General features: G+C 59.8%; 19 protein-coding genes and 2 tRNA genes. 19 read left to right on the top strand and 2 right to left on the bottom strand.

Going from position 1 to position 18184, the window contains the following annotated elements:
* The first annotated feature begins 1 nt into the window (after nucleotide 1).
* Together greA and ACF8FB_RS10980 are read left to right on the top strand one after the other, a co-directional pair.
* Nucleotides 2-478 carry a transcription elongation factor GreA gene (greA, locus tag ACF8FB_RS10985; RefSeq protein ID WP_024717413.1) on the top strand — a complete coding sequence of 159 codons (477 nt, stop codon included), beginning with the start codon at nucleotides 2-4 and terminating at the stop codon, nucleotides 476-478.
* Nucleotides 456-905, top strand: coding sequence for a hypothetical protein (locus ACF8FB_RS10980; RefSeq protein WP_012053750.1), 450 nt, complete (start codon nucleotides 456-458; stop codon nucleotides 903-905). The genes greA and ACF8FB_RS10980 overlap by 23 nt, the downstream gene beginning before the upstream one ends.
* Nucleotides 906-917: 12 nt before the next feature.
* On the opposite strand, the gene yhbY is transcribed toward ACF8FB_RS10980, so the two are convergent.
* Complete coding sequence (gene yhbY / locus ACF8FB_RS10975; protein WP_003249945.1) at nucleotides 918-1226, bottom strand: ribosome assembly RNA-binding protein YhbY; 309 nt, start codon at nucleotides 1224-1226, stop codon at nucleotides 918-920.
* 102 nt (nucleotides 1227-1328) lie between these two features.
* Here yhbY and rlmE point away from each other — a divergent pair, with 102 nt between their 5' ends.
* From rlmE to ACF8FB_RS10895, 16 genes are all read left to right on the top strand, one after another.
* Nucleotides 1329-1952: a 23S rRNA (uridine(2552)-2'-O)-methyltransferase RlmE gene (rlmE, locus tag ACF8FB_RS10970; protein ID WP_003249947.1), complete on the top strand. Its 624-nt coding sequence runs from the start codon at nucleotides 1329-1331 to the stop codon at nucleotides 1950-1952.
* Between the two features lie 206 nt (nucleotides 1953-2158).
* The gene (gene ftsH, locus ACF8FB_RS10965) at nucleotides 2159-4063 is read left to right on the top strand and encodes an ATP-dependent zinc metalloprotease FtsH (RefSeq protein ID WP_012053749.1); all 1905 of its coding nucleotides are present in this window, start codon (nucleotides 2159-2161) and stop codon (nucleotides 4061-4063) included.
* 8 nt (nucleotides 4064-4071) lie between these two features.
* Nucleotides 4072-4923: a dihydropteroate synthase gene (gene folP / locus ACF8FB_RS10960; protein ID WP_010955359.1), complete on the top strand. Its 852-nt coding sequence runs from the start codon at nucleotides 4072-4074 to the stop codon at nucleotides 4921-4923.
* Between the two features lie 16 nt (nucleotides 4924-4939).
* A complete protein-coding gene (gene glmM / locus ACF8FB_RS10955) occupies nucleotides 4940-6280 on the top strand; it encodes a phosphoglucosamine mutase (protein ID WP_392511333.1) in 1341 nt (446 codons plus the stop codon).
* 65 nt (nucleotides 6281-6345) lie between these two features.
* On the top strand, nucleotides 6346-7101 hold the full coding sequence (gene tpiA / locus ACF8FB_RS10950) for a triose-phosphate isomerase (RefSeq protein WP_003249956.1): 756 nt from the start codon (nucleotides 6346-6348) through the stop codon (nucleotides 7099-7101).
* A 4-nt stretch (nucleotides 7102-7105) separates the two neighbouring features.
* Nucleotides 7106-7504 carry a preprotein translocase subunit SecG gene (secG, locus tag ACF8FB_RS10945; RefSeq protein WP_020193781.1) on the top strand — a complete coding sequence of 133 codons (399 nt, stop codon included), beginning with the start codon at nucleotides 7106-7108 and terminating at the stop codon, nucleotides 7502-7504.
* A 21-nt stretch (nucleotides 7505-7525) separates the two neighbouring features.
* Nucleotides 7526-7611, top strand: a tRNA-Leu gene (locus ACF8FB_RS10940).
* 100 nt (nucleotides 7612-7711) lie between these two features.
* Nucleotides 7712-7788, top strand: a tRNA-Met gene (locus tag ACF8FB_RS10935).
* Between the two features lie 129 nt (nucleotides 7789-7917).
* Nucleotides 7918-8376 carry a ribosome maturation factor RimP gene (gene rimP, locus ACF8FB_RS10930; protein ID WP_003249960.1) on the top strand — a complete coding sequence of 153 codons (459 nt, stop codon included), beginning with the start codon at nucleotides 7918-7920 and terminating at the stop codon, nucleotides 8374-8376.
* A gap of 59 nt (nucleotides 8377-8435) precedes the next feature.
* Entirely contained in the window at nucleotides 8436-9917 is a 1482-nt protein-coding gene (gene nusA, locus ACF8FB_RS10925; RefSeq protein ID WP_003249963.1) for a transcription termination factor NusA, read from the top strand.
* Nucleotides 9918-9944: 27 nt separating this feature from the next.
* Nucleotides 9945-12485 carry a translation initiation factor IF-2 gene (infB, locus tag ACF8FB_RS10920; RefSeq protein WP_003249965.1) on the top strand — a complete coding sequence of 847 codons (2541 nt, stop codon included), beginning with the start codon at nucleotides 9945-9947 and terminating at the stop codon, nucleotides 12483-12485.
* A gap of 116 nt (nucleotides 12486-12601) precedes the next feature.
* Nucleotides 12602-13000, top strand: a complete 399-nt coding sequence (gene rbfA / locus ACF8FB_RS10915) for a 30S ribosome-binding factor RbfA (RefSeq protein ID WP_392511332.1) — start codon at nucleotides 12602-12604, stop codon at nucleotides 12998-13000.
* Between the two features lie 3 nt (nucleotides 13001-13003).
* Entirely contained in the window at nucleotides 13004-13921 is a 918-nt protein-coding gene (gene truB / locus ACF8FB_RS10910; protein WP_049586945.1) for a tRNA pseudouridine(55) synthase TruB, read from the top strand.
* Between the two features lie 148 nt (nucleotides 13922-14069).
* Nucleotides 14070-14339: a 30S ribosomal protein S15 gene (gene rpsO, locus ACF8FB_RS10905; protein WP_003249971.1), complete on the top strand. Its 270-nt coding sequence runs from the start codon at nucleotides 14070-14072 to the stop codon at nucleotides 14337-14339.
* 250 nt (nucleotides 14340-14589) lie between these two features.
* Nucleotides 14590-16695, top strand: coding sequence for a polyribonucleotide nucleotidyltransferase (pnp, locus tag ACF8FB_RS10900; RefSeq protein WP_020193780.1), 2106 nt, complete (start codon nucleotides 14590-14592; stop codon nucleotides 16693-16695).
* A gap of 263 nt (nucleotides 16696-16958) precedes the next feature.
* On the top strand, nucleotides 16959-17309 hold the full coding sequence (locus tag ACF8FB_RS10895; protein ID WP_003249976.1) for a BON domain-containing protein: 351 nt from the start codon (nucleotides 16959-16961) through the stop codon (nucleotides 17307-17309).
* A gap of 75 nt (nucleotides 17310-17384) precedes the next feature.
* Here ACF8FB_RS10895 and ACF8FB_RS10890 read toward each other — a convergent pair whose 3' ends face one another.
* Nucleotides 17385-17687, bottom strand: a complete 303-nt coding sequence (locus ACF8FB_RS10890) for a putative quinol monooxygenase (RefSeq protein WP_010955355.1) — start codon at nucleotides 17685-17687, stop codon at nucleotides 17385-17387.
* Nucleotides 17688-17747: 60 nt separating this feature from the next.
* Here ACF8FB_RS10890 and ACF8FB_RS10885 point away from each other — a divergent pair, with 60 nt between their 5' ends.
* Nucleotides 17748-18161 (top strand): VOC family protein, encoded by a 414-nt coding sequence (locus ACF8FB_RS10885; RefSeq protein WP_010955354.1) that lies wholly within the window; start codon nucleotides 17748-17750, stop codon nucleotides 18159-18161.
* Nucleotides 18162-18184: the final 23 nt, after the last annotated feature.

Here is an 18184-nt window from a genome sequence, read left to right as displayed (position 1 = left end):
CATTACCAAATACCCGATGACCGTCCAGGGCGCTCGCGCCCTGGAAGAAGAGCACCTGTTCCTGAGCAAGACCGAGCGCCCGCGCCTGAGTCAGGCCATTGGTGAAGCGCGTGAGCTGGGTGACCTCAAGGAAAACGCCGAATACCATGCCGCCCGTGAGGAGCAGGGCATGGTCGAAGCGCGTATCCGTGATATCGAAGGCCGTCTGCAGAATTCGGTGGTCATCGATGTGACCACCATCCCTCACACCGGCAAGGTGATTTTCGGTACCACCGTGGTACTGGCCAACACCGAAACCGATGAAGAGGTGACCTACCAGATCGTTGGCGAGGATGAAGCTGACGTGAAGCAGGGCAAGCTGTCGAGCGGCGCACCCATTGCCCGTGCCATCATCGGCAAGGAAGAAGGTGATACTGTCGTCGTCAAGACGCCTAGTGGCACGGTCGAGTACGAGATTGTCGAAGTCAAGCACATCTGACCGACGCCTGCGGGCGCCATCCCTCGAGGGGATCCTCTGGCAACTGGCCCAGGTTTTCTGGGTCGGTGGCCTGTGGGTGTTCCATGTAGGGCTGGTGCCTGCGCTCAAGGTCAGTGGCCTGGCCCCGCTGCTGGTACAGGATATCGCCGGGCAGATCGACCGCTGGTTGATCGGCGTGGCGTTGCTTGGCTTGTTGACCCAGCTGGCAGTGCTGGCGAGGGTGGACGGCCTGGCGGCCTGGTGGCGGCAGTTCCGCGGCCAGATGCTGTTGCTCGGCTTCGGGGCCTGCGTGGGGTATTACACCTTGCGCTACGGTATTTCCGTGGGCGAGCGCTGGCAGATGTTCTGCTTCCTGGTGCTGGGCTTTTCCGGCATCGTGCTGGTGGCCCAGCCGGTACCGGTCAGGGCGCGTTCACCGCGCCACTGATCGGAGCTACCGTTACTTGTAACGGTGGATGTTGGACAGCTGCTTGTTCGGCTGTGGGTTCTTGCGGTAGATCAGGGCTTTCTTGCCGATGGTCTGCACCAGCTCGGCACGGCCGGCCTTGCACAGCTCGGCGATGGTCTCGGCGCGTTCTTCGCGGTCTTCCGAGCGAATCTCGACCTTGATCAGCTCATGGTCGACCAGAGCGCGCTCCAGTTCGGCGATCACGCCTTCATTCAAACCGTTGCCAGCAACGATCAGGACCGGCTTCAGGTCATGACCAATGGACTTGTATTGCTTCTTCTGCTCGTTATTGAGCGGCATAATCTGACCCTTTCCGTCTGATTCTGTAAAATTGACCGGCATTTTACCCGAGGGCCACCGGCTCCGCCCAGTCAATCACGACGCATATCATCGAGGTGCCCCGTGGTACAACGTTCCAAAAGCAGCGCAAACTGGCTGCGAGAGCATTTCAACGACCCTTTTGTGAAGCAGGCGCAGAAGGATGGGTATCGCTCGCGTGCGAGCTACAAACTGCTGGAGATCCAGGAGAAGGACCGCCTTATCCGCCCAGGCATGAGCGTGATCGACCTCGGCGCGGCCCCTGGTGGCTGGTCCCAGGTGACCAGTCGTCTGATTGGTGGCCAGGGTCGCCTGATCGCTTCCGACATTCTGGAAATGGACTCGATCGCCGACGTGACCTTCATTCAAGGTGACTTCACCCACGACGAAGTGCTGCAGCGCATTCTCGAAGCGGTGGGCGATTCGCATGTAGACCTTGTGATTTCCGACATGGCCCCCAATATGAGTGGTACGCCCGCGGTGGACATTCCGCGTGCCATGTTCCTCTGCGAGCTGGCCCTCGATCTGGCGACCCGCGTACTCAAGCCCGGGGGCGACTTCCTGATCAAGATTTTCCAGGGCGAAGGTTTTGACGTGTACCTGAAGGACGTGCGCAGCAAGTTCGACAAGGTGCAAATGCGCAAGCCGTCGTCGTCACGGGACCGTTCCCGGGAGCAATACCTGTTGGGCAGGGGCTTCAAAGGGTAATGAAAGGTGTGAAGCGGGGTGGTCGATAGTTAATTCCAATCGGCCACTGCGTCAGGATCGTCCGAACTTCGTGTAGTCTAGCTTTCACAAAGGGTTACAGACGGTGCCTGCGGCTGCGTAGGTAATGTAGTAAGTTAGGGCGATGAATATCATGCGAGGCACGGCTGCGTCGTGCGCCGGCCTCAGAGGGTAGCTAATTGAACGACATGGCAAAGAATCTGATCCTGTGGTTGATCATCGCAGCTGTCCTGGTGACAGTGATGAACAACTTCTCCAGCCCTAACGAGCCGCAGACCCTCAACTACTCCGACTTCATCCAGCAGGTCAAGGATGGCAAGGTCGAGCGTGTGACCGTCGATGGCTACATCATTACTGGCAAGCGCACCGATGGCGACAACTTCAAGACTGTGCGCCCGGCCATCACCGACAATGGCCTGATCGGCGATCTGGTCGACAACCACGTGGTCGTCGAAGGCAAGCAGCCTGAGCAACAGAGCATCTGGACGCAGTTGCTGGTGGCGAGCTTCCCGATCCTGGTGATCATTGCCGTGTTCATGTTCTTCATGCGCCAGATGCAAGGTGGCGCGGGCGGCAAGGGCGGGCCGATGAGCTTCGGCAAGAGCAAGGCGCGCCTGCTGTCCGAAGACCAGGTCAAGACCACGCTGGCTGACGTTGCGGGCTGCGACGAGGCCAAGGAAGAGGTTGGCGAGCTGGTCGAGTTCCTGCGCGATCCGGGCAAGTTCCAGCGCCTGGGTGGCCGTATCCCGCGCGGTGTGCTGATGGTCGGCCCACCCGGTACCGGTAAGACCCTGCTGGCCAAGGCCATCGCGGGCGAAGCGAAAGTACCGTTCTTCACCATTTCCGGTTCGGACTTCGTGGAAATGTTCGTGGGTGTCGGTGCCAGCCGTGTGCGCGACATGTTCGAGCAGGCCAAGAAGCACGCCCCGTGCATCATCTTCATCGACGAAATCGACGCCGTTGGTCGCCATCGTGGCGCCGGCATGGGCGGCGGTCACGACGAGCGTGAGCAAACCCTCAACCAGTTGCTGGTGGAGATGGACGGCTTCGAGATGAATGATGGCATCATCGTCATCGCCGCCACCAACCGTCCGGATGTGCTCGACCCTGCGCTGCTGCGCCCCGGCCGCTTCGACCGCCAGGTGGTGGTTGGCCTGCCGGACATCCGTGGTCGCGAGCAGATCCTCAAGGTGCACATGCGCAAGGTGCCGATTGGCGAGAACGTCAACCCGGCGGTCATCGCGCGTGGTACCCCAGGCTTCTCCGGCGCCGACCTGGCCAACCTGGTCAACGAGGCTTCGCTGTTTGCCGCGCGTTCCAACAAGCGCCTGGTCGAAATGAAAGAGTTCGAGCTGGCCAAGGACAAGATCATGATGGGCGCCGAGCGCAAGACCATGGTCATGTCCGAAAAGGAAAAGAGAAACACTGCCTATCACGAGGCTGGCCACGCCATTGTCGGTCGCCTGGTGCCTGAGCACGACCCGGTCTACAAGGTTTCGATCATCCCGCGTGGTCGTGCCTTGGGTGTGACCATGTTCCTGCCGGAAGAAGACCGCTACAGCCTCTCCAAGCGTGCGCTGATCAGCCAGATCTGCTCGCTGTATGGCGGCCGTATCGCCGAGGAGATGACCTTGGGCTTCGATGGCGTGACCACTGGCGCGTCCAACGACATCATGCGCGCCAGCCAGCTCGCTCGTAACATGGTGACCAAATGGGGCCTGTCCGAGAAGCTCGGCCCGCTGATGTATGCAGAGGAAGAGGGCGAGGTGTTCCTCGGCCGCAGTGCCGGTAGCCAGCATGCCAGCGTGTCCGGCGAGACTGCCAAATTGATCGACTCCGAGGTGCGCAGCATCATCGATCAGTGCTACGCCACTGCCAAGCAGTTGCTGATCGACAACCGCGACAAGCTCGAGGCGATGACCGAAGCGCTGATGAAGTACGAGACCATCGATGCCGATCAGATTGACGACATCATGGCTGGGCGCACACCACGTGAGCCACGTGATTGGGACGATGACAAGCACTCGGGCACGCCTGCGGCCCAGGATGAGCGTCCGGAATCGCCAATCGGCGGCCCAGCGGCTGAACACTAAGGGCATCTATGAGCTCAGTGCAGTACCCCACCCGGTTGCCTTGCGGCAGCCGGGTTCTTGATTTGTCGCATACCCATGTCATGGGTATTCTCAATATCACCCCCGATTCCTTCTCCGATGGCGGTCGCTTCAGTCAGCGCGACGAGGCCCTGCGCCACGCCGAAGCGATGGTTGCCGCCGGCGCAACGCTGATCGATATCGGTGGCGAGTCCACGCGCCCGGGTGCGCGTGCAGTCTCGGTGACCGAGGAGCTGGAGCGTGTGGCGCCAATGGTCGAGGCCATCAACAGTCGCCTCGACGTGGTCATTTCGGTCGATACCTCCACGCCTGCTGTCATGCGTGAAGCCGCGCGCCTGGGGGCCGGGCTGATCAACGACGTGCGGGCCCTGGAGCGCGATGGCGCCCTGGACGCTGCGGCGGATACCGGTCTGCCGGTGTGCCTCATGCACATGCGTGGCGAGCCAGGCAACATGCAGGACGATCCGCAGTACCAGGACGTGACCGCCGACGTCACCCGTTATCTTGAACAGCGGATGGCCGCCTGCGCCGCAGCGGGCATTGATGCTGACAGAATCATCCTTGACCCGGGCTTCGGTTTCGCCAAGACACTGGCGCACAATCTGAGCCTGTTCAAGCACATGGAAGCGCTCTATCGCCTTGGGCGCCCACTGCTGGTGGGCGTTTCACGAAAGAGCATGATCGGCCTGACGCTGGAACGTCCGGTCGGCGAGCGCTTGTACGGCAGCCTTGCGCTGGCGGCGTTGGCCATGACCAAAGGGGCGAGCATCCTTCGGGTACATGACGTGGCCGAAACCGTTGATGTGGTACGCATGATCGCTGCGGTGCAAAACGCCGAATAAGAACATTGGAGTCCCTATGAGCAGAAAATACTTTGGTACCGACGGCATTCGTGGCCGCGTCGGCGAATACCCGATCACGCCTGACTTCATGCTGAAGCTTGGCTGGGCGGCCGGCATGGCCTTCCGCAAGCAAGGCCATTGCCGCGTGCTGGTGGGCAAGGACACGCGTATCTCCGGCTACATGTTCGAGTCCGCACTCGAAGCCGGCCTGTCCGCGGCAGGTGCCGATGTGATGCTGCTCGGGCCGATGCCGACACCGGCCATCGCTTACCTCACGCGTACCTTCCACGCCGAAGCCGGCATCGTCATCAGTGCCTCGCACAACCCGCACGATGACAACGGCATCAAGTTTTTCTCGGGCCAGGGCACCAAGCTGCCGGACGAGGTCGAGCTGATGATCGAAGAGCTGCTCGACCAACCGATGACCGTTGTCGAGTCGGGCAAGCTGGGCAAGGTTTCGCGTATCAACGATGCCGCCGGCCGCTACATCGAATTCTGCAAGAGCAGCGTGCCGAGCAGCACCAGCTTCGACGGCCTCAAGCTGGTGGTCGACTGCGCCCATGGTGCTACCTACAAGGTTGCGCCCAGCGTATTCCGTGAGCTGGGTGCCGACGTGACCGTGCTGCATGCGCAACCGGACGGCCTGAACATCAACGAAGGTTGCGGCTCGACACACATCGAATCGCTGCAGGCCGCTGTACTGGTCGGGCATGCCGATCTCGGCATTGCCTTTGACGGTGACGGCGATCGCGTGCTGATGGTCGACCACACGGGCGCCATCGTCGACGGTGACGAGCTGCTGTTCATCATTGCTCGCGACATGCAGGAACATGGCAAGCTGCAAGGCGGGGTGGTCGGTACGCTGATGAGTAACCTGGGCCTGGAGCTGGCGCTCAAGGACCTGGACATCCCGTTTGTGCGAGCCAAGGTCGGCGACCGTTACGTCATGGCCGAGCTGTTGGAGCGTGAATGGCTGGTCGGCGGTGAAAACTCCGGTCACGTCGTGTGCTGCAACCACACCACAACGGGCGACGCGATCATTGCCGCGCTGCAGGTGCTGATGGCGCTCAAGCGCCGGGGCGAAACCCTGGCCCAGGCCCGTCAGGCCCTGCGCAAGTGCCCGCAGGTGCTGATCAATGTGCGCTTTGGCGCCAGCAAGGTCGACCCGCTGGAGCACCCCGCCGTCAAGGAAGCCAGTGCCAAGGTTACCGAAGCGCTGGCGGGGCGGGGTCGTGTGCTGTTGCGCAAGTCCGGTACCGAGCCGCTGGTGCGGGTCATGGTTGAGGGCGAGGACGAAAGCCAGGTGCGGGCCCATGCTGAAGCACTGGCCAAACTGGTCGGCGAAGTTTGTGTCTGAAGGCGCTTGCCAGCGCAGATCTGGTTGGGTAAGATCTGCGCCCACTTTGACCGACGAGGTAAAGCATGCGTCGCCCTATGGTAGCTGGTAACTGGAAAATGCACGGTACCCGCGCTAGCGTCGCTGAGCTGACCAAAGGCTTGAGTAATCTCGCCTTGCCGAGCGGAGTGGAAGTCGCCGTATTTCCACCGGCCTTGTTCATCAATCAGGTGATTGATGGCCTGGCAGGTAAAGAAATTACTGTCGGCGCACAGAATTCTGCTGTACAACCCGAACAGGGTGCGCTGACCGGGGAAGTTGCTCCCGAGCAGCTGGTTGAAGCAGGTTGCAAGTTGGTGTTGATTGGCCATTCGGAGCGTCGCCAGATTATTGGTGAAACCGACGAAGTGCTCAATCGCAAGTTTGCAGCGGCCCAGGCCAAAGGCTTGAAGCCAGTTCTTTGCATAGGGGAAACCCTTGAGGAGCGCGAGGCTGGCAAGACGCTCGAAGTTGTCGGGCGTCAACTAAGCAGTATCATCGAAGCATTCGGTGTTAAGGCTTTTGCCGATGCAGTAATTGCCTATGAGCCTGTATGGGCCATCGGTACGGGCCTTACGGCCACGCCACAGCAGGCCCAGGATGTGCACGCCGCCATCCGCGGCCAGTTGGCGGCAGAAGATGCTGAAGTGGCTGCGAAGGTGCAGTTGCTATACGGCGGCAGCGTGAAGGCGGCCAATGCGGCCGAACTGTTCGGCATGCCGGATATCGATGGGGGGCTCATTGGTGGGGCTTCCCTGAACGCAGACGAATTCGGTGCAATTTGTCGCGCCGCAGGAAACTGAACAAATGCTGGAAACAGTCATCGTTGTTTTTCATCTGTTGGCAGCGCTGTCGCTTGTAGTGCTGGTTCTGTTGCAACAGGGTAAAGGTGCTGAAGCAGGTGCATCTTTCGGCGCGGGGGCCTCAAACACCGTGTTCGGGAGCCAAGGCTCTGCAACGTTCCTAAGTAAATTAACTGCTATACTCGCTGCCACTTTCTTTTTGACAGCACTTGGGTTAGGATACTTCGCGAAGCAACAAGCTCACCAGCTTAGCCAAGCAGGTCTTCCAGATCCAGCAGTGCTAGAAGTGAAAGAGCCGCAAAAACCGGCAGTTAATGATGATGTACCGGTGCTCCAGCAGCAGAAGAGCGAAACCACCAATAATACGGGTGATGTACCTCCTCCGGCTCAAGAGCAGAAGTAACGGGTTTCAAGTAGTAGTATTGCCGAGGTGGTGGAATTGGTAGACACGCAACCTTGAGGTGGTTGTGCCCATAGGGTGTAGGGGTTCGAGTCCCCTTCTCGGTACCAATTAAAGCTTGAGAGCCCGCTTTAGCGGGCTTTCTTGTAGGTGAATGTTTGGATTTGACCCTCAACAGGGTTCGGTCTTATACTTTTGCCCCAGCTTTGTCGCGGGGTGGAGCAGCTTGGTAGCTCGTCGGGCTCATAACCCGAAGGTCGTTGGTTCAAATCCAGCCCCCGCAACCAGCTTCAGCGGAGCCCCTTTTCAGGGGCTTTTTGCTAACCGAACAGTTTCGGCGTCGTTGTCCTACGGCGCTTTCAGGGATGGGCGCTTCGCCCATTTTTTATTTGCACAGCATGCACGAGGGGGTTCAGGTGTCGAGCAAGCTAGAACAGTTGCAGGCCTTGTTGGCCCCGGTTGTCGAGGGTCTGGGCTATCAGTGCTGGGGGATCGAATACGTTTCCCAGGGTAAGCATTCGGTACTGCGCATCTACATCGACAAGGAAGGCGGTATTCTGGTGGACGACTGCGAAGCAGTCAGCCGTCAGGCCAGCGCAATCCTCGATGTGGAAGATCCAATCAGCAGTGAGTACACCCTCGAGGTGTCTTCTCCAGGCATGGATCGCCCACTGTTCACGCTGGAACAGTTTGCCTCGCATGCCGGCGAACAAGTGAAGATCAAGCTGCGCTCACCCTTCGAGGGTCGTCGTAACTTCCAGGGCCTTCTCCGCGGTGTGGAGGAGCAGGATGTGGTGGTCCAGGTGGACAACCAGGAGTTCCTGTTACCGATCGACTCGATCGACAAGGCCAATATTATTCCCAGTTTTGACTGAGACGTGCCGGGCCCGGCGGACTATCCGGGCCCAATGGCTTGCGCAAGGCGAGGCGTACGATGAGCAAAGAAGTACTGCTGGTTGTTGAATCGGTATCCAACGAAAAAGGTGTACCGCCCGGCGTCATTTTCGAAGCGCTGGAAGTGGCCCTGGCCACTGCAACCAAAAAACGTTTTGAAGACGAAGTCGACCTACGTGTGGAAATCAACCGCCACACCGGTAGCTACGAGACTTTCCGTCGCTGGACCGTGGTCGACGAAGCCGATCTTGATGATCCGGCGATAGAGACCTGGCTGGACAAGATCAAGGACACCCACCCTGAAGCCAAGGTCGGTGACGTGATCGAAGAGAAGATCGAGTCCATCGAGTTCGGTCGTATTGCCGCCCAGACCGCCAAGCAGGTCATCGTGCAGAAGGTCCGTGAGGCCGAGCGTGCCCAGGTGGTCGATGCCTACCGTGAGCGCGTTGGCGAGATCATCTCCGGTACCGTGAAAAAGGTTACCCGCGACAACGTCATCGTTGACCTGGGCAACAATGCCGAGGCCTTGCTGGCTCGCGAAGACATCATTCCGCGCGAAACCTTCCGTGTTGGCGTGCGCCTGCGTGCGCTGCTCAAGGAAATTCGCACCGAAAACCGTGGCCCACAGCTGATCCTGTCGCGCACCGCGCCGCAGATGCTGATCGAGCTTTTCCGCATTGAAGTGCCGGAAATTGCCGAGGGTCTCATCGAAGTCATGGCTGCTTCCCGTGATCCGGGTTCGCGAGCCAAGATTGCCGTCCGCTCCAAGGACAAGCGTATCGATCCGCAAGGTGCCTGTATCGGCATGCGTGGTTCGCGCGTCCAGGCCGTATCCGGGGAGCTGGGTGGTGAGCGTGTGGATATCGTCCTGTGGGACGATAACCCGGCGCAGTTCGTCATCAACGCCATGTCGCCGGCTGAAGTCGCGGCGATCATCGTTGATGAAGATGCCCATGCCATGGACATCGCCGTCGCCGAGGACAACCTGGCCCAGGCCATTGGCCGTGGCGGTCAGAACGTTCGCCTGGCCAGTCAGTTGACCGGCTGGACCCTGAACGTGATGACCGAGAAGGACATCCAGGCCAAGCAACAGGCCGAAACCGGTGACATCCTGCGCAATTTCATCGAGGAACTGGAAGTCGACGAGGAGCTGGCCCAAGTGCTGGTCGACGAAGGCTTCACCAGCCTTGAAGAAATTGCCTACGTACCGTTGGAAGAAATGCTCAACATCGATGGCTTTGACGAAGACATCGTCAATGAGCTCCGCGCTCGAGCCAAGGACCGTTTGTTGACCAAGGCCATCGCTACCGAAGAAAAACTGGCAGACGCCCACCCGGCCGAAGACCTGCTCTCCCTTGAGGGCATGGACAAAGACCTGGCGGCTGAACTGGCGGTGCGCGGCGTGGTTAACCGCGAAGACCTGGCCGAGCAGTCGATCGACGATCTGCTCGACATCGACGGCATCGACGAAGAGCGTGCCGGCAAGTTGATCATGGCCGCCCGAGCCCACTGGTTCGAGTAATTAGGCGCGGCCTGAGGAGAGAAGTGCATGACGCAAGTCACGGTGAAAGAACTGGCCCAAGAGGTCGAGGCACCGGTAGAGCGCCTGCTGCAGCAGATGCGTGAGGCAGGTCTGCCGCACACCGACGCCGGTCAGGTAGTGACCGACAATGAGAAGCAGACCTTGCTGACTCATTTGAAAAGCAGCCACAAGAGCAAGGCGGAAGAGCCGCGCAAGATTACCTTGCAGCGCAAAACCACCAGCACCCTGCGTGTCGCCGGTAGCAAGAGCATCAGCGTAGAAGTACGCAAGAAGAAAGTTTTCGTTCAGCGCAGCCCTGAAGAAATCCAGGCTGAGCAGAAGCGTGAGCTGGATGAGCGCCGCGCGGCTGAAAATGCCGCTCGCGACAAGGTCGAGGCCGAAGTTCGCCAGCGCAACGAAGAGCAGGCTCGCCGTCAGGCCGCCGGCTCCGCAGCCGCCGCCCCTGCGCCTGCTGCCAAGCCAGAGCCGGCTCCTGCCGCTGCTCCGGTCGCTGCTCCGGCCCCGGTAGTCGCAGACGCCCCGGCCTCTGAAGACGCCGCAGCCCGTGCTGCCGAGCGCAAGAAAGACGAGACCCGTCGCAACGAAAGCCGTACCCGTGATGACGACCGTCGTCGTGGCGAAGCGCCTCGTGTGTCGATCAAGGTCAAGGTCAAGGAGAAGGAAAAGGCGCCGACTCCGCGTGCTGCTCCGCGCACTACCGACGAAGAGAGCGATGGCGCTCGTCGTGGTCGTGGTGGCAAGAGCAAGCTGAAAAAGCGTAATCAGCACGGCTTCCAGAACCCGACTGGCCCCGTCATCCGTGACGTGACCATCGGCGAGACCATCACGGTCTCCGAGCTGGCCAACCAGATGTCCGTCAAGGGCGCTGAAGTGGTCAAGTTCATGTTCAAGATGGGGACCCCGGTTACCATCAACCAGGTGCTCGACCAGGAAACCGCTCAGCTGATCGCCGAAGAGCTGGGCCACAAGGTCACGCTGGTCAGCGATACCGCCCTGGAAGACTCCCTGGCCGAATCGCTGAAGTTCGAAGGCCAGACCGAGTCGCGTGCGCCGGTGGTTACCGTCATGGGTCACGTTGACCATGGTAAGACCTCGCTGCTCGACTACATCCGTCGTGCCAAGGTTGCCGCTGGCGAAGCCGGTGGTATCACCCAGCACATCGGTGCCTACCACGTGGAAACCGACCGCGGCATGGTCACCTTCCTCGATACCCCAGGTCACGCTGCGTTTACCCAGATGCGTGCCCGTGGTGCCAAGGCGACCGACATTGTCATCCTGGTGGTGGCGGCGGACGACGGTGTGATGCCGCAAACCCGCGAAGCCGTTCAGCATGCCAAGGCAGCCGGTGTTCCGCTGGTCGTTGCAGTGAACAAGATCGACAAGCCAGGTGCTGACCTCGATCGCATCCGTAACGAGCTGTCCGTCGAAGGCGTTACCTCCGAGGACTGGGGTGGTGACACGCCGTTCGTCAAGGTTTCGGCGAAGATGGGTACCGGTGTCGACGAGCTGCTCGAAGCCGTTCTGCTGCAGGCCGAGATCCTCGAACTGACCGCTACCCCAACCGCGCCAGGTCGTGGTGTGGTTGTCGAATCGCGCCTGGACAAGGGCCGTGGCCCGGTGGCGACCATCCTGGTTCAGGACGGTACCCTGCGTCAGGGCGACATGGTCCTGTGCGGTTCCAACTATGGCCGCGTTCGCGCCATGCTCGACGAGAACGGCAAGCCTGTGAAGGAAGCTGGCCCGTCGATCCCGGTCGAGATTCTCGGCCTGGACGGTACTCCGGAAGCCGGTGACGAGCTGTCCGTGGTTGCCGACGAGAAGAAAGCCCGTGAAGTTGCCCTGTTCCGTCAAGGCAAGTATCGCGAGGTCAAGCTGGCCCGTGCTCACGCCGGCAAGCTGGAAAACATCTTCGAGACCATGGGTCAGGAAGAGAAGAAAACCCTCAACATCGTTCTCAAGACCGATGTGCGTGGTTCTCTGGAAGCGCTGCAGGGTTCGCTCGGCGGCCTGGGCAACGACGAAGTGCAAGTGCGCGTGATTGGTGGTGGCGTCGGTGGTATCACCGAGAGCGATGCCAACCTGGCGCTGGCTTCGAATGCAGTACTGTTCGGCTTCAACGTGCGTGCCGATGCCGGTGCGCGCAAGATCGTCGAGCAGGAAGGTCTGGATATGCGTTATTACAACGTGATCTACGACATCATCGAAGACGTCAAGAAGGCCCTGACCGGCATGCTCGGCAGCGATGTTCGCGAGAACATCCTGGGTGTCGCCGAAGTACGTGACGTGTTCCGTTCGCCGAAGTTCGGCGCCATCGCTGGCTGTATGGTCATCGAGGGTACCGTGTACCGCAACCGTCCGATTCGCGTACTGCGTGATGACGTTGTGATCTTCGAAGGCGAGCTGGAATCGCTGCGTCGCTTCAAGGACGATGCTTCCGAAGTCCGTTCGGGCATGGAGTGCGGTATTGGCGTCAAGAGCTACAACGACGTCAAGGTCGGCGACAAGATCGAAGTCTTCGAGAAAGTCCAGGTGGCTCGTACCCTTTAAGGGCGAGCGAGCCGCAAGCGCCTGCTACAGGGCGGCTTGCGGTACCTCTTCAGGTAGCGCCCGGTCAGGCATTCGTCTGTCCGGGCGTTTGCCGCTTTAAGTTACAGGTAGCAAGAATGGCCAAAGAATATAGCCGTACCCAACGTATTGGCGATCAGATGCAGCGCGAGCTGGCCGAGCTGATCCGTCGCGAAGTCAAGGACCCGCGTGTCGGTCTGGTGACTATCACCGCCGTGGACGTGAGCCGTGACCTGAGCCATGCCAAGGTGTTCATCACCGTCATGGGCGAGGAAACCCCGGATGCCGTGCAGCAGTCGCTCAAGGCATTGAATAGCGCCGCCAGCTTCCTGCGTCTGCACCTGGGGCGTTCGATGCAACTGCGCAGCGTGCCGCAGCTGCACTTCCATTTCGATGAAAGTGTCAGCCGTGGTGTGCACCTGTCGGCGCTGATCGAGCGTGCAGTGGCCGAAGACCGCCTGCACAAGGATGCCGACGAGTCGGACACCAAGGAGTAAGCGGTGGCCCAGGTCAAACGTATCCGCCGCAATGTCAGCGGCATCATCCTGCTCGACAAGCCGCTGGGCTTCACGTCCAATGCCGCCTTGCAGAAAGTGCGTTGGCTGCTGAATGCGGAAAAGGCCGGCCATACCGGTAGCCTCGACCCGCTGGCGACCGGCGTGTTGCCGCTGTGCTTCGGTGAAGCGACCAAGTTTTCGCAGTACTTGCTGGATTCCGACAAGGGCTACGAAACCGTCATGCAGATGGGGCAGACTACCAACACCGGCGATGCCGAGGGTGAGGTGCTGCAGACCCGCGACGTGACCGTTGGTCGCGCCGACATCGAAGCAGTGCTGCCACGTTTTCGCGGCCCGATCAGCCAGATACCGCCTATGTACTCGGCGCTCAAGCGTGACGGCCAGCCGTTGTACAAGCTGGCACGTGCAGGAGAGGTAGTGGAGCGCGAGGCGCGTTCTGTTACTATTAACCGCTTGGAGTTGCTCGAGTGCGAAGGCACCCGTGCACGGCTGAGCGTAGGATGCAGCAAAGGCACCTATATCCGCACGCTGGTGGAGGATATCGGTGAAGCCCTTGGTTGCGGGGCCTATGTCGCCGAGCTGCGCAGGACCCAGGCAGGGCCCTTTGCGCTGGCACAGACGGTCACCCTCGAGGAACTCGAACAGGCCCATGCCGAAGGTGGTAACGAAGCGCTCGACCGCTTCCTGATGCCATCGGACAGCGGGCTGCAGGACTGGCCGTTGGTCAGCCTGTCGGAACACAGTGCGTTCTACTGGCTGCATGGCCAGGCGGTACGCGCGCCGGACGCGCCACAATTTGGCATGGTTCGGGTGCAGGATCACAATGCACGCTTCATCGGTATCGGTGAAGTGAGCGAAGACGGGCGCATTGCGCCGCGTCGGCTGATTCGGTCGGAATGACCGAAACCGCGGGGTCAGGCAGTTGCCGAGCCCCACGGCATCAAGGGTGGCTGTCAGTAGGCACGGTCACACCTTTTTTTATTAATACAGGGATTTGTCCCTGGCCTATTGGACCCCGCATGCGGGATCCGTTATCAGGAGAAGCCACATGGCCCTCAGCGTTGAAGAAAAAGCTCAGATCGTTGCCGAATATCAGCAAGCCGCCGGCGATACCGGTAGCCCGGAAGTGCAGGTTGCTCTGCTGACCGCCAACATCAACAAGCTGCAAGGCCACTTCAAGGCCAACGACAAAGACCACCACTCCCGTCGTGGTCTGATCCGTATGGTCAACCAGCGTCGTAAGCTGCTGGATTACCTGAAGGGCAAAGACACCACTCGTTACAGCGCCCTGATCGGTCGCCTGGGCCTGCGTCGCTAATAGCGGCCTGGTCAGTGGTGTGCGTGGGGTGTCGCAGGCTTCGGCAGGGCTGTTTCGCAGCGCTGCCGTTGGGCACTTCACGCGTATCTCCGAGGTTGGCAGCCTGGCAATGCTGAGCGGTTTTTCCGCTTGGTGCCAGGCTCCCAGCCTCGTGTTGTATCTGGACGGTCAATGGGGCCGATTCCCCGTTCTGCCCAAGAATTCGCAAGAAACCAGTTCCCCCAAGAGCCACTGAAAAAGGTAGGAAACCGTGAACCCGGTAATCAAGACTTTCCAGTTCGGTCAATCGACCGTCACTCTCGAAACGGGCCGTATTGCCCGTCAGGCAACCGGCGCCGTGCTGGTTACCGTCGACAACGACGTCACCGTGCTGGTGACTGTGGTAGGCGCCAAACAGGCTGATCCAGGCAAGGGTTTCTTCCCGCTGTCGGTTCACTACCAGGAAAAGACCTACGCCGCTGGCAAGATCCCAGGTGGCTTCTTCAAGCGTGAAGGCCGTCCTTCCGAGAAAGAGACGCTGACCTCGCGCCTGATCGACCGTCCGATCCGTCCGCTGTTCCCGGAAGGCTTCATGAACGAAGTGCAGGTCGTCTGCACCGTGGTTTCCACCAGCAAGAAGACCGACCCGGACATCGCTGCGATGATCGGTACCTCGGCTGCCCTGGCCATTTCCGGCATTCCGTTCGAAGGCCCGATCGGCGCTGCCCGCGTTGCCTTCCACGAAAGCACTGGCTACCTGCTGAACCCGACCTACGAGCAACTGGCTGCCTCGAGCCTGGACATGGTCGTTGCCGGTACCTCCGACGCCGTACTGATGGTTGAATCGGAAGCTCAAGAGCTGACCGAAGACCAGATGCTGGGTGCCGTACTGTTCGCCCACGACGAATTCCAGGCTGTTATCCAGGCTGTCAAAGAGCTGGCTGCCGAAGCTGGCAAGCCGACTTGGGACTGGAAACCTGCCGTTGCCAACACCGAGCTGTTCAATGCTATCCGCGCCGAGTTCGGCGAAGCGGTTTCGCAGGGTTACACCATCACCGTCAAAGCCGACCGCTACGCGCGTCTGGGTGAGCTGCGTGACCAGGCGGTTGCCAAGTTCTCCGGTGAAGAAGGCCAGCCTTCGGCTTCCGAAGTAAAAGAGATCTTCGGCGAAATCGAATACCGCACCGTTCGCGAAAACATCGTCAACGGCAAGCCACGTATCGACGGCCGCGACAACAAGACCGTACGCCCGCTGAACATCGAAGTGGGTGTGCTGCCAAAAACTCACGGTTCGGCACTGTTCACCCGTGGCGAAACCCAGGCCCTGGTCGTTGCGACCCTGGGTACTGCCCGTGATGCCCAGCTGCTGGACACCCTCGAAGGCGAGAAGAAAGACCCCTTCATGCTGCACTACAACTTCCCACCGTTCTCGGTAGGTGAGTGTGGCCGCATGGGCGGTGCTGGCCGTCGCGAAATCGGCCACGGCCGTCTGGCCCGCCGTTCGGTTCAGGCCATGCTGCCTGCTGCTGACGTGTTCCCGTACACCATCCGCGTGGTTTCGGAAATCACCGAATCCAACGGTTCCAGCTCCATGGCTTCGGTCTGCGGTGCTTCCCTGGCCCTGATGGACGCCGGTGTGCCGATGAAGGCGCCGGTTGCCGGTATCGCCATGGGCCTGGTCAAGGAAGGCGACAAGTTCGCAGTCCTGACTGACATCCTGGGTGACGAAGACCACCTGGGCGACATGGACTTCAAGGTAGCCGGTACCGCCAAAGGCGTCACCGCGCTGCAGATGGACATCAAGATCAACGGCATCACCGAAGAGATCATGGAAATCGCCCTGGGCCAAGCCCTGGAAGCGCGCCTGAACATCCTCGGCCAGATGAACCAGGTCATTGGCCAGTCGCGTACCGAACTGTCGGCCAACGCCCCGACCATGATCGCGATGAAGATCGACACCGACAAGATCCGTGACGTCATCGGTAAAGGCGGCGCCACCATTCGCGCCATCTGCGAAGAGACCAAGGCTTCGATCGACATCGAAGACGACGGCTCGATCAAGATCTTCGGCGAAACCAAGGAAGCGGCAGATGCTGCCAAGCAGCGCATCCTGGGCATCACCGCTGAGGCCGAGATTGGCAAGATCTACGTCGGCAAGGTTGAGCGCATTGTCGACTTCGGCGCCTTCGTCAACATCCTGCCTGGCAAGGACGGTTTGGTGCACATCTCCATGCTGAGCGATGCTCGCGTCGAGAAAGTCACCGACATCCTCAAGGAAGGCCAGGAAGTTGAAGTGCTTGTACTGGACGTGGACAACCGCGGTCGTATCAAGCTGTCGATCAAGGACGTCGCTGCGGCTAAGGCCTCGGGCGTCTAAGCGAACGTCACGCAATAGAGAAAGGGCCCTTCGCAGGGCCCTTTTTTCATGGGGACGGGAACCTTTTGCGGACTTGCATCTTGCATGCAGGTTTACCGCGCTGATTGCAAAATGCACGATCACCGAAGTGATAGATATTTGCTAACTTATTGATTTAAAAGGAAATAACAGAAGCAGCAAAGCTGGCACAGCCCGTGCAACTACCTTCATACCTGACGCCAGGACATACGGCGCAGACCTTTCGAAAAACAGGAGTGACCCACATGAAGAAGTTCGCCATTGCTGCCGCTACTGCTACCGCTCTGACCCTGACCATGGCTAACGGTGCATTCGCCGCTGAGCCAACCCAGGCTCCAGTCATGTTGGCGGCCAACACCGTCGACAACGCCAAGCAAGAAGGCTCCGACACTTGGATCACTACCAAGGTCAAAGCTGATCTGCTGACTGAAAAAGGCATCCCAGGCAGCGACATCAAAGTCGAGACCAGCCAAGGCGTTGTTTCGCTGTCTTCTGATGTGAAGGTTACCGAATCGCAGAAAGCAGAAGCGGTGCGCATTACCAAGAACATCAAAGGCGTCAAGAGCGTAATGTCTGACGGCCTGAAAGCCGAATAAGGAATGTCCCGTCGGCCAAATGGATTTGGCCACTTTCATCGAAGCCCTGGCCCGTGCCAGGGCTTTTTCTTGCGCTCAATACACCGGGTTGCGCGCGATCACATCGCTTTCGAAGCATTCCTGCTCAAGGATCAGAGGCTCCACCAATGGACGGCTGTCGCGAAAATGCGCAGTCTGGGTATGCGCGTCATACGCCGCATCATCGCGGTAGATTTCGTACAGGTAGATCACCTCCGGGTCGACCCGGTCCTGCGACACATCGAACACCAGGCAGCCTGGCTCACTCGCCACGGAAGCTGCAGCATTGACCTTGATTGCACTGAGGAAAGCTTCGGCGCATCCAGGCTTCACTCGGGTCTTTATGAACAGGCTATACACAAATCTCTCCTTTTGTTTTAAATTCAATAATGAATTGTATACAAAAATGGAGCTTCGCCAATGTCCGAATTGCCTGCACGCCCTGGCCGCCTGAATGGCTTGCGCCACATCGCCCTGCTGGTGCCTAACCTGGAAGAGTGTGAACGCTTCTACGTCGATGTGCTGGGCATGGAAGTGCTGAATCGCGCCAATGAGGACCTGGTGTACCTCACTTGCGGTAACGACAACCTGTCATTGGGGCGTGGGGCAGGGGCGGCCAACGGGTTGCAGACCCTGGATCACTACGGGTTCATTGTCGACAGCGTGGAGGAGTTGGAAGCCTGGTACCAGTACTTCAAGGCTCATGGCGTGACCTTGCTCGACCGGCCGTTCAACCATGGTGACGGCGCACGCAGCTTCCACCTGCTGGACCCGGCCGGGAACAAGGTTCAACCGCTGTATCACCCGGCGGTGTCGGGGCAGCGGTTGGTTTGAAGCCCGTGCTGGCCTCTTCGCGG

Origin of the sequence: Pseudomonas sp. yb_2, assembly GCF_043103905.1 — a bacterium.
GTDB classification, from domain to species: Bacteria; Pseudomonadota; Gammaproteobacteria; order Pseudomonadales; family Pseudomonadaceae; genus Aquipseudomonas; species Aquipseudomonas alloputida.
The sequence above is the reverse complement of the archived record's forward strand: the minus strand, read 5'-3'. Positions and strand labels throughout refer to the sequence as shown.

Bases quoted from the DNA above. Each gene is read 5' to 3' on its own strand.
- infB (WP_003249965.1), top strand. From the start codon at position 9,945: ATGACGCAAGTCACGGTGAAAGAACTGGCCCAAGAGGTCGAGGCACCG.
- nusA (WP_003249963.1), top strand. From the start codon at position 8,436: ATGAGCAAAGAAGTACTGCTGGTTGTTGAATCGGTATCCAACGAAAAA.
- glmM (WP_392511333.1), top strand. From the start codon at position 4,940: ATGAGCAGAAAATACTTTGGTACCGACGGCATTCGTGGCCGCGTCGGC.
- rpsO (WP_003249971.1), top strand. From the start codon at position 14,070: ATGGCCCTCAGCGTTGAAGAAAAAGCTCAGATCGTTGCCGAATATCAG.
- secG (WP_020193781.1), top strand. From the start codon at position 7,106: ATGCTGGAAACAGTCATCGTTGTTTTTCATCTGTTGGCAGCGCTGTCG.
- ACF8FB_RS10885 (WP_010955354.1), top strand. From the start codon at position 17,748: ATGTCCGAATTGCCTGCACGCCCTGGCCGCCTGAATGGCTTGCGCCAC.
- yhbY (WP_003249945.1), bottom strand. From the start codon at position 1,226: ATGCCGCTCAATAACGAGCAGAAGAAGCAATACAAGTCCATTGGTCAT.
- rbfA (WP_392511332.1), top strand. From the start codon at position 12,602: ATGGCCAAAGAATATAGCCGTACCCAACGTATTGGCGATCAGATGCAG.
- folP (WP_010955359.1), top strand. From the start codon at position 4,072: ATGAGCTCAGTGCAGTACCCCACCCGGTTGCCTTGCGGCAGCCGGGTT.
- ACF8FB_RS10895 (WP_003249976.1), top strand. From the start codon at position 16,959: ATGAAGAAGTTCGCCATTGCTGCCGCTACTGCTACCGCTCTGACCCTG.
- tpiA (WP_003249956.1), top strand. From the start codon at position 6,346: ATGCGTCGCCCTATGGTAGCTGGTAACTGGAAAATGCACGGTACCCGC.
- ftsH (WP_012053749.1), top strand. From the start codon at position 2,159: ATGGCAAAGAATCTGATCCTGTGGTTGATCATCGCAGCTGTCCTGGTG.